The sequence below is a fragment of the Chrysiogenia bacterium genome (genome assembly GCA_020434085.1).
GTDB lineage: Bacteria > JAGRBM01 > JAGRBM01 > JAGRBM01 > JAGRBM01 > JAGRBM01.
The window spans coordinates 1-10,117 of record JAGRBM010000160.1 but is presented as its reverse complement, the minus strand read 5'-3'; the positions used below and the strand labels follow the sequence as shown (position 1 = coordinate 10,117).

Here is a 10,117-nt window from a genome sequence, read left to right as displayed (position 1 = left end):
GCCCGCGGGCTGGATATATGTAGCGATCGGTGCGAGCCGTCCGGGGACGGCTTGCGGGGACACCGGGGGAAAGCCATGAGCCACGCAATTCATCGTTTCCGGGCGTCCGTCGCCCTGCTTGCCATTGTTGCAACCACGTCTGCCTGCGGCGGGAAGAAGGCGGTTCTTGCGCCCGAGTGGGAACAGCTCAAGCCCTCCTGCATGGCAGTGCTTCCGGTGCAGAATGAATCGACCGACGGTGAGGCCCCCGCGGTTTTCCGCCGGCTGCTTGAAGAAAAGCTTCCGGCCAAGGGCTACCGCGTTCCCCCGCGCGACTTTGTCGACAAGATTCTGATCGAGAACTTCGACATCAACCCCGATGAAGGCGGACAGATCATGGCCGCCGATCCGCTGGAGCTTGCCAAGGAGCTCGAGTGCGACGGCCTGCTCTATGCCACGGTCGCCGAGTGGGGCAAGCGCACCCTCTACGTCTACAACGAAATCAGCGTGGCCGGCAGCTACGAAGTCCTCAGCGGGCAGGACGGCGGCCAGCTCTGGCTGCTCCAGGAAGACGGCGTCAAATACGTTGAGCTCAATAAGTGGGACGACCACGAAGCGGCTGCTGCTTCGACAGCGAAGTTCCTGCTGATGAGCTACGAGCCCTTCGCCGTGCAGGCCATCGACCAGGCGCTGGGCAAGCTGCCCAACCGCTAGTGGCGCGGCGCCCGACTCGGGCGCTAGACTGGCACTCGTGAACTCTCAGCATTCCATCCGATCAGTCCTTTGCATCCTGCCGATGCTGGCGCTGCTTCAGGCCTGCGCGCAGGTCGGCGCGCATCTGTCTCCGGAATATTCCGCCCATGCGCCGAAGAAGATCGCCGTGCTTGCGCCCCGTAGCAACGTGGGCGATGGGGCCGGCGGCGAGGAGCTGGCCGAACAGAGCGCGCTGCTGCTGGAAGCTGCGGGCTACGAGGTGTTGCGCGAACTGGAGGTGAAGGCTGCGCTCGGCGAGACCGAGCCCGCAGGCGATCCGGCAGCGCTGGCGGCGCAGCTCGGCGTCGATGCGTTGCTCCACATCACGGTGCTGCGCTGGGACTACCGCGCGCGCATTTATGCAAGCGACTACACCGTGGCGGCGGGTTTTCGGCTGGTGGCGGCCGACGGCACGGAGCTCTGGCGCGTGGATGAACACAGCGAGAGCCTGAGTCGCGAGACTCGTCAGGGCCATCCCCAGGAAAGTTTTCGCGCCGGCGGTGAGGATGAGTTCGAGCGCCTTGCGGCGCGGCTTGTCGCCCGCGTCTTCGATACGCTCCCGCCGCGTGCGGGAATCCCGGGCAACCAGTGAGCTTTTCCATCCTGCTTGAACGCGAAGATGTCCTGGTGGTGGACAAGCCCGCGGGCGTGCCCAGCGTCGATCATGCGCGCGGCGAGCCCTCGGAGCTGGTGGCATGGCTGCGCGAGAGATTCCCCGAAGTCTGTGAGCTGGGTGAGGGACCGCGCCCGGCCGGGCAGGTCCACCGGCTCGACACCGCTACATCGGGCGTGCTGCTCGTCGCGCGAAATGCGCAGACCTACGCCGCCCTGCGCGCGGCTTTTTCCCAGCCCGGTGCCGTCGAAAAAGACTACGAAGCGCTGCTCTGGGGCGGACTGCCCGGGGCGCTCACCCTGGACTGGGAGATCGGAATGCGCGGGCGCCGCTCGCCGCGGGTGAAAGTGATTAGCGCGCCGGGAAAGGCCAAGGGGCTGCGCGGGATTCGCCCGGCGCTCACGCGGATCACGCCGCTTGTGCGAAGCGCGGCTGTTACACGCGCGCGCATCTGTATCGAGACCGGCGTGCGCCACCAGATCCGCGCCCATGCCGAGGCGGCGGGTCATGCAGTGGTGGGTGACCCGCTCTACGGGAATCTGGAGGGGGAGAACCCGCGCGAATTGCCCGAGGGCTGCGAGGAGCGGCTGTATCTGCATGCGCGGCTGCTGCGTGTGCAGGGCGTCGCCGGGGTTGATGACCTGCAGGTCGAATGCCCCGCGCCGGCGTCCTTCGATCGGGCCTACGAGGTGTTGGCAAAGCTGAAGCCCCGGTGATGGGGTAACAGCCGGGCTCCAAATCGTGCACGTGCAGGTGCACGAGCACGTGCACGCTGAGATGGCGCGGGGCGTTGAGGAGCGTCACGGCTGCCGATGCCGCCTGGGCCCCTGGGGAACTCCCGGCAATGTGCCGGGTTTACTCGCCGGAGGGGCCTACCTATACTCTCCGGGTCTCAGGACATCTCAAGAACCACATGAATTTGCTCGATAAAAGAATACTGATCATCTCCGGCAAGGGAGGTGTGGGAAAAAGCACGATCTGTGCGGCGCTGGCAAGGATGTCGGCGCGCGCGGGCAAGCGCGTACTCATTGTCGAGGCGGCTACCCGCTCGGACTCCAAGGCGCGCATTACCGAAATCTTCAACACCCCGGACGTGGGCTTTGAGCCGCGCGAGGTGTTTCCGAACATCCACGCCGCCAATCTCGACGCCGATAGCTGCATGAAGGACTGCGTCCTCCAGAAAGTACGGCTGGAGATGATCTACAACGCGGCCTTCCGCTTCCCCTTCGTGCGCAACACGCTGCACTTCTTCCCGGGCGTCAAGGAATTCATGATCATGTACCGGATCATGTGTCTGGAGCAGGCGCGCAGCTCTTCGGGCAGGCCCCGCTACGACCAGATCATCTTTGACGGCCCGACGACCGGGCATTCGCTGTTCTATCTGGAAATCTCCCAGCTCTTCGTGGACATTCTGAAGGCCGGGTTCTTTGCGCGCGATGCCAAGAAGGTGATCGATTCCATCATCGATCCCGACAAGACCTGCTTCAATGTGGTCACCCTGGCCGAAGAAATGCCCGTGAACGAGACGCTGGACCTGCTGCGCAACGCCAAGGCTGCCCTGGATATTCCGCTGGGCTACATCTTCATCAACGCGATTCAGCCCTCGCTTTTTGGTGAAATCGAAGGCGTGGAGAGCGAGCGCGAGGGGCTTGAAAAGCTCAAAGCCGACGAGGCGGGGAGCGAGAAACTCGCCGCCGCCCTCGGTGATGCCGGCGCAGTGGAGTCGCTGCTGGAGACGGCCGCATTCCAGAGCGAGCGCTCGGACATCAACCGCCGGCAGATCGCGCGCCTTCTTGAACACCCGATGCGTTTCATGAGGATTCCGTTCATCTATTCGAAGAATTTCGACCTGAACACCATCGACGGCATTGCCGATACCATCACCAAGGGAATGGCACAGGAGTAAGGCATGCTGACGCTCGAAGGACTCGTACGCCGCAAGGAAGTGATCATCTGCATCGGCTCTGGCGGTGTGGGCAAGACAACGACCAGCGCCGTACTCGCGCTGCGCGCGGCCGCCATGGGCAAGAAGGCCGTGGTGCTGACCATCGACCCGGCCATGCGACTGGCCGATTCGCTGGGCCTCGACGGACTGACCAACCAGCCCAAGCGCGTCGACCCCGAGCGCCTGAGCGAGCTGGGTGTGCCCGTCACGGGCGAGCTCTCTGCGCTGATGCTCAATGCCGGGCAGACCCTTGAAGACATTGTGCGCCAGCACACCACCAGCGAAGAACACGCCCAGCGCATCTTCAACTCCGCCATCTACAAGCAGGGCATCGAGAGCATCATCGGCTCGCCCGAATACATGGCGATGGAAAAGCTCTATGAGCTCTATGAGTCGGGCAAGTACGACCTGGTCGTGCTCGACACGCCGCCGGCCAAACACGCACTGGACTTTCTGACCGCGCCCGAGCGCATGGTGAACTTCCTGACCGACAACAAGCTGCTCAAGGTGATGATCCGTCCGACGATTCAGAAGGACACCTTTGGCGCGCGCCTGGTGCGCATGGGCACGGCGGGCTTCATGAAGGCGCTCAATTCCGCTTTCTCGCCCGAGTTCATGGAGGCCGGGGCAGAGTTCTTCACGGCCATGAACGGGCTGTATCCGGGCTTCAAGTCCCGCGCCGAGCGTGTCTACAAGCTCTTCCGTGAAGAGCGCCTGGGCTTCGTGCTGGTAACCTCGCCCAATCGGCTCACCATCGACGAGGCGGTTTATCTGCACGAGAAACTCATCGAGTTCGGAATGCCATTCGAAGGCATCGTCGTCAACAAGGTCCACCTCGATCACCTCAAGGACGAGGACGGCAATCTGCCGGCCGGACATGAGAAACTCGCCGAACTGGTGGGCAAGAAGATCAAGCCCGATGAGCTGCACGCCGCGCTGGCCAGCGGGCTGGATGCGCAGAGCCTGTGGAACGCAGCGCTGCCGGGCCTCCTTCGCAATTTCCGCAACTATCAGGTGCTTGCCGAAATCGACGAGAAGAATCTCGAGCGCCTTCGCTACCTGCTCAAGGGCGATCAGTTCATGCAGCGTGTGCCCTATCTCCGCGACGACATCCACGACATGTCGGGACTGCGCCAGATCAGCGGCCATCTCTTTGACGGCAACGGATCCGCGCCCGCCTGATTCCCGTCGCGACCCGGCCGGAAGGAACCCGCCATGCGCCCGGCTCACAAAGCACTCGACATCATTCTCAAGGACCTGCCCGCCATGGGCACCGAGCGCGTGCAGTTGCTCGATGCCGCGGGCCGCGTGCTGGCCGAGCCCATTGCGTCCTCGCGCACGCTGCCGCCGCGCGATTGTTCGGCCATGGACGGCTACGCCGTGCGCGCCGCCGATCTTGCGGGCGCGTCCAAAGAGAGCCCGGCGACCCTCAAGGTTGTCGGCGAAGTGCTGGCCGGGATGCTTCCAGAGCGAGCGGTGGGGCAGGGCGAGGCCGTTCGCATTACGACGGGCGCGCCGGTGCCCGAAGGCGCCGACGCGGTGGTCATCCAGGAAAACACCGAGCGCGAGAGTGAGACAGCGCTCCGCGTGTTCAGCGCCGAGGTAGCAGGCGCGAACATCCGCCGCGCAGGCGAGGACGTAAAGCCCGGGGAGGGCGTGCTGGAGCCCGGCTGCGTGCTGGGGCCGCGCCAGCTCGGACTGCTTGCGCTGCTCGGACGCTCGGTCGTACAGGTGCGACGCCGCCCGCGCGTGGCGATTCTCTCGAGCGGCGATGAGCTCGTCGGAATTGACGGCGACACCGAGGGATGGAAGACCGTCGACTCCAACGCCTATACGGCAGCCGCGCAGGTGGTGGAGGCCGGCGGTGAGCCGATGCTGCTTCCGCTCGTTCCCGACGACAAGGAAGCGATCGTCGCCGCGCTAAGAAGCGCCGCCGGCGCCGACGTGCTGGTTTCCACGGCGGGTGTCTCCGTGGGGCCCCACGACTTTGTAAAGCCTGCGCTCGAAGAGCTGGGCTACGAGCAGAAGTTCTGGAAAATCCGCCAGCGCCCGGGCGCGCCGCTGGCCTTTGGCTACTGGGACCACCGCCCCGTCTTCGGGCTGCCGGGGAACCCGGTTTCGGCGGCCGTGTCCTTCGAGGTCTACGTCCGTCCGGCCCTGAAAACGATGCTGGGGCATCAGTGCCTGTTCCGCCCGGTAGTGGAGGCGCGCCTTCGCGGTGAGGTTCGAACAAGATCCAGCCACACCTTTTTCCTGCGCGCCCTGCTTTCACGGGGGGCGGACGGCCAGTGGGAAGTGAGCTCCAGCGGGCTCCAGAGCTCGGGAGCGGTCAAGCCGCTGGCGCAGGGCAATGCCCTGATTGTGGTGCCCGAGGGGCGTGAGACCCCGGTCGATGGCGAGCCCGTCCGGGTGCTGGTGCTTGACCCCGAAGCGCTGGAGCTCGATGCGGCCGGGGCGCGACGCTTCCTGGGGGCATAGGCGCTTCCCGGCAGGGGACTGACCCGTCCGGCTGGGCCCTCCAAGTTACTGAAAGTATTGATCTTTACATCTGTTCATTTGGCTGCAGCCTGTCCATCTGATAGCGTTTTCGGGAACCTAGGCTAGGTTTTCGTGAAGTTTCAGGCCGGAACGTCCCCTCCAGGCGGCAGCCGTCTGCGGGCATGTTCCTGACCTCGTATGCGAGGGGTTTCGCATCCGGGGACTTCTATCGAACGCCGCCTTTTTTACGAGTCAGAATGGGCATCAATCGGGAACTTCAGGGGCGCCGGGGCGCGGCCAGTTGCATCATTGCACTGGTAGTAGCGTTGCTGAGCGTGCTCGCCACGACGGCCCACGCACAAGAGGGTGTGCGTCGCCCCGCCGTGCCCAGCCTCAACGGCTCGATCGGCCTGTTCCGCACGCTCTCGGCCGAAGCCCTGCCCGAGGGCTCGATTACCCTGAGTTTGCACGGCGAGTTCTTTACCGCCGACGGTTTTACCTTCCCCAATACAAGTACCAGCCGCCTGGCCGCCGACCTGGCGGGTTCGTGGCATCCCTACGCATTTGAAGCATTCGAGCAGCCCTTCCAGACGGAAATCTCGCTGGGCTGGCGTGCCGCCGCGGTGAAGTTCAAGAACGACGGCAGCATTCTGACCGATACGAACAGCCTGCTGCAGGTCTCTTCGCTGAGTCTCTACATGAAACTCACGCGCGCGCGCACGGCCGAGGACGACAAGGAACTCTATTCTTACGGCGTCGGGCTGGGGTTCTCGATCCCCTCGAAGGTCGACGCCATCGGTCCCGACTTCGGGCAGACGAGCCTGGCGCTGGACGGCCTGTTCACCGTGGACTTCCAGGCCCACGACGACGACTGGGTCCCGGTCAAGCTGCATGCCAATATCGGGCTGTTCTACAACAACACGTCCGCCACGGAGGGCTTCATCCCGGGGCTGGGGGTCAGTGACTCCAATACGATCCTGCGCTTCGCCCTGGGGGAAAGCACCTACAACCAGATCCGCTTTCGCCTTGGCGCGGAGTATTCGCACCGCGTGTTCACGCCCTTCCTTGAGTGGAACATGAACGCGCAGACCACGCTGCCGCCGGGGCTGGGCATCTTCGATTCCCCGATGAGCCTGATTCCCGGCGTGCGCATTCGTCCCACGCCCGCGGTCAATGTGTCGCTGGGTGTGGAGATCGCGCTGGCGCAGGCCGCGCGCCCCACCGTCTCCGTACTTCCCGACTGGAACCTGATCATGGGGGCCAGTTACGTATTCGTGCCCAAGCCGCCGCCGCCTCCGCCGCCGCTCATCGTTCCCGAAGAGCGCGCCGTGGCGGTTTCCACCACCGGCAAGGTCACCGGCATCGTCTACGACGCCAACTCGAACCTGCCGATTGGAAAGGCATTTGTCTCTTTCCCCGACCGCGACCTGAGCACGATCGTGACGAACAAGGACTCGGGCGCCTACACCACGTTCGAACTGCCTGCCGGTCCGGTCGAGCTGCGCGTCGAGCGTGAGGGCTACATCCCCCGTTCGGCGGCGCCCGTCGTGGTGGCCGGCCAGACAATCACCCAGGATTTCTACCTCGTGCCAGAGGTTGAGGAAGCCGCCATCGGCACCTACCGCGGCACGGTCCAGTCCATCGACGGCCAGTTCCTTGCCGCGAAGGTCACCATGTTCGGCACCGAAAACTCCCGCACGACCGAAGAGGGCGTCGGCCAGTTCGTGATGGAGCTTCCCGCCGGCGAGCATCGCGCCGAGGCCAGCGCGCCGGGCTACTTCCCCGAAGCGCACAGCTTCACGCTGCAGCCCGCGCAGATCCTGGTCCACGACTTCGTGCTCAAGAAGAAGCCCGAGATCAAGAAGAAGAAGTTCGTTGAGATCAAGGACAACCGCATCGAGATCTCCCAGAAGATCTTCTTCACCACGGGCAAGGCCACCGTTCTCGAACAGTCCTTCCCCGTGCTGGTCGAAATTGCCGACGTGCTCAAGGAGAACCCGCACCTGCAGCTTGTCGAGATCGGCGGCCACAGCGATTCGCGCGGCAACGACGCCTACAACAAGAAGCTCTCCGAGCGCCGCGCCGCATCGGTTCGCCAGTTCCTCATCCAGCAGGGCGTGGAAGCCAGCCGCCTGACCGCCGTGGGCTACGGCGAGGAAGTGCCGCTGGTATTCCCCGACGACACGAAGGAAAAGCAGGCCCGCAACCGCCGCGTGGAGTTCGTGATCCTCAAGCAGGGCACGCCCGAGCAGGCGCCCTAACCCTCTGAAACGATTGACAAAAACCCCGCAGCGGCTTGCCCGCTGCGGGGTTTTTCTTTAACTCATTGAAATCATTGGTATTTTCGTCAGGGAGCGAGCTCTCGTAACCCCCTGAAATCCTTGACAAAGTACGCAAGGGCTGATAATTAAAGAGGATATTCGGAATTGGGACCTTGAACCTCAACCCTTCAACATGTCCCGGAGGGCCGATGAACAAGTCTGAGCTCATCCAGGCTCTGGCTGAACGTCAGAAACTCCCGCTCATCAAGGCGGAGAAGATCGTCAACGCGATCTTCGAGCAGATGATCGACGCGCTGAAGAGCGGGGAGCGCATTGAGATCCGTGGTTTCGGAAGCTTCGAGAACCGCTATTACGATGCGTACACCGGTCGCAACCCCAAGACGGGCGAGGCCATCCACGTTCCGCCCAAGCGCCTGCCGTTCTTCAAGGTCGGCAAAGAGCTGAAAGAACGCGTGAACGAGATCGACGCCGCCCCCGCCGCCGAAGGCGCCTCCTACTCGGAAAATGCCGAGTAATTCCGGCGCAATCCAAGCAGCAAACACGAAGGCGAGTCCGATGGACTCGCCTTTTTCGTTGGGGGGCGGCGCCCACGTGCCCGACTACATGATCGCCTACGATCAGTGGGGCGGCCGTCTGGGAACCTACCGCATCATCAGCGACCACCCTTCGACGCCGCTCAGGGCAGGCCCGGGCAGCGTGCGGCTCGTCGTCGATGTCGCCTCCGGCGCCATTGCCCAGCGCATCGACTACGACGAATTCGGCCGGGTCCTGCAGAACACCAATCCGGGTTTTCAGCCCTTCGGCTTCGCCGGCGGGATGCAGAACCACCTCACCGTGCCCACCCAGGCCGGCGACATGGAAGTCGGCGCCTTCGTCCACTTCGGCGCCCGCGATTACGACCCCTTCACCGGCCGCTGGACCGGCAAGGACCCGATCCTCTTCGACGGCGGGGATCCGAACATCTACGCCTACTGCGGGAATGATCCGGTGAATTGTATTGATATTGACGGAAAGAATCCGTTTATCTTGATTGGTGCAGTGATTGGTGCTGCTGTATCCGGTGCGCAGGCGTATTCTTCCGGCGCACGAGGTTGGGAGCTGGCGCTTCAGGTTGGAGTGGGTGCGTTGTCGGGGGCGACAGCTGGGAGCGGCGTTGGCCTAATTGGCTCGATTGGAGCGGGTGCACTCGCTGCTGGATTAGGTAATCTCACGTCCCAAAACCTTGAAAAAGTCTTTGGTAGGCGAGAAGAAGTGGATATTGCATCTGCGGGACTATCAGCAATTGCGGGAGCGTACGGTGGTATCTTTGGAGGGGGATTGGTGAAGGCGGTTCCTGATGCGGCAGTGGCCAGTGCGCTGTTGGGCGGATATGTGACCACTGCAACTGACGTGATTTTACAGCTTTCCCTGAAGAACTGCAGCGTGGATGAAGTGAGTGGGGCTTCAGAATGAAGCAAATCGGGAATATTGCATTTGCAGTTGTATATGTGGTTGCAATCCCCGTCGCAATTCGGGCCATTTACTATGGCGTTCGCCATGGAGTGATTGCTCAACGGTTGCCATATATGGATAATAGCGGGAACTACTACACCGGTGCCAAGGCTATAGTTATAGGATCTGTAATTTCAATCGGCGGTGCAGTAATTTTGATGACGATCGGTTACGTTGGCGTGAACATGCTTCGTAAGCATCCATGATCTCTTTCTGTTCCGTGTCAGAGTCGATTGGACAGAATGAAGGCCTGAGTTAAGGGGTACTTCCAGCGGTTCCCAGGAGGGAACGAAAGGAAGTCAGCCATGCCCAGCAAGAGTGATCCAGAAGCAAAGGTCCGAGAGATTCGCAGGAAGACGAGGCGGAGATTCTCCTCCGAGGAGAAGATCCGCATTGTCTTGGATGGTTTGAAGGGCGAGGAGAGCATCGCCGAGCTCTGCCGGATCGAGGAGGGCGCAAAGAGGGCGCAAAGGGGGCAAAGGGGGCAAGGAGAAGGCAAAGGAGAAGCAAAGGGGTAAAGTCTTGACTTCACATATTTGTTCTCATGCGGGGATCGCGCGCTCCGGGATTGCGGCG

At 62.8% G+C, this 10,117-nt stretch carries 10 protein-coding genes and 1 pseudogene; all 11 read left to right on the top strand.

The features are described from left to right. Positions 1–75 precede the first annotated feature (75 nt). The 11 genes and pseudogenes from KDH09_05425 to KDH09_05375 all read left to right on the top strand — a co-directional run bounded on the left by KDH09_05425 (position 76) and on the right by KDH09_05375 (position 9,990). Positions 76–693, top strand: coding sequence for a DUF799 family lipoprotein (locus tag KDH09_05425; protein ID MCB0219116.1), 618 nt, complete (start codon positions 76–78; stop codon positions 691–693). 82 nt (positions 694–775) lie between these two features. After that, complete coding sequence (locus tag KDH09_05420; GenBank protein ID MCB0219115.1) at positions 776–1,324, top strand: hypothetical protein; 549 nt, start codon at positions 776–778, stop codon at positions 1,322–1,324. Then, entirely contained in the window at positions 1,321–2,061 is a 741-nt protein-coding gene (locus KDH09_05415) for an RNA pseudouridine synthase (GenBank protein MCB0219114.1), read from the top strand. Before KDH09_05420 ends, KDH09_05415 begins: the two co-directional genes overlap by 4 nt. A 197-nt stretch (positions 2,062–2,258) precedes the next feature. After that, entirely contained in the window at positions 2,259–3,251 is a 993-nt protein-coding gene (locus tag KDH09_05410) for an ArsA family ATPase (protein MCB0219113.1), read from the top strand. A 3-nt stretch (positions 3,252–3,254) separates the two neighbouring features. Beyond that, positions 3,255–4,472, top strand: a complete 1,218-nt coding sequence (locus tag KDH09_05405; protein MCB0219112.1) for an ArsA family ATPase — start codon at positions 3,255–3,257, stop codon at positions 4,470–4,472. A 33-nt stretch (positions 4,473–4,505) separates the two neighbouring features. Then, complete coding sequence (locus tag KDH09_05400; GenBank protein MCB0219111.1) at positions 4,506–5,768, top strand: molybdopterin molybdotransferase MoeA; 1,263 nt, start codon at positions 4,506–4,508, stop codon at positions 5,766–5,768. Positions 5,769–6,025: 257 nt separating this feature from the next. Next, positions 6,026–8,029 (top strand): OmpA family protein, encoded by a 2,004-nt coding sequence (locus KDH09_05395; GenBank protein MCB0219110.1) that lies wholly within the window; start codon positions 6,026–6,028, stop codon positions 8,027–8,029. Positions 8,030–8,238: 209 nt separating this feature from the next. Continuing rightward, complete coding sequence (locus KDH09_05390) at positions 8,239–8,565, top strand: integration host factor subunit beta (protein ID MCB0219109.1); 327 nt, start codon at positions 8,239–8,241, stop codon at positions 8,563–8,565. Beyond that, the gene (locus KDH09_05385; protein ID MCB0219108.1) at positions 8,555–9,502 is read left to right on the top strand and encodes an RHS repeat-associated core domain-containing protein; all 948 of its coding nucleotides are present in this window, start codon (positions 8,555–8,557) and stop codon (positions 9,500–9,502) included. The genes KDH09_05390 and KDH09_05385 overlap by 11 nt, the downstream gene beginning before the upstream one ends. Further along, complete coding sequence (locus KDH09_05380) at positions 9,499–9,747, top strand: hypothetical protein (GenBank protein MCB0219107.1); 249 nt, start codon at positions 9,499–9,501, stop codon at positions 9,745–9,747. The genes KDH09_05385 and KDH09_05380 overlap by 4 nt, the downstream gene beginning before the upstream one ends. A 99-nt stretch (positions 9,748–9,846) precedes the next feature. Further along, a pseudogene (locus tag KDH09_05375) lies at positions 9,847–9,990 on the top strand (IS3 family transposase). Positions 9,991–10,117: the final 127 nt, after the last annotated feature.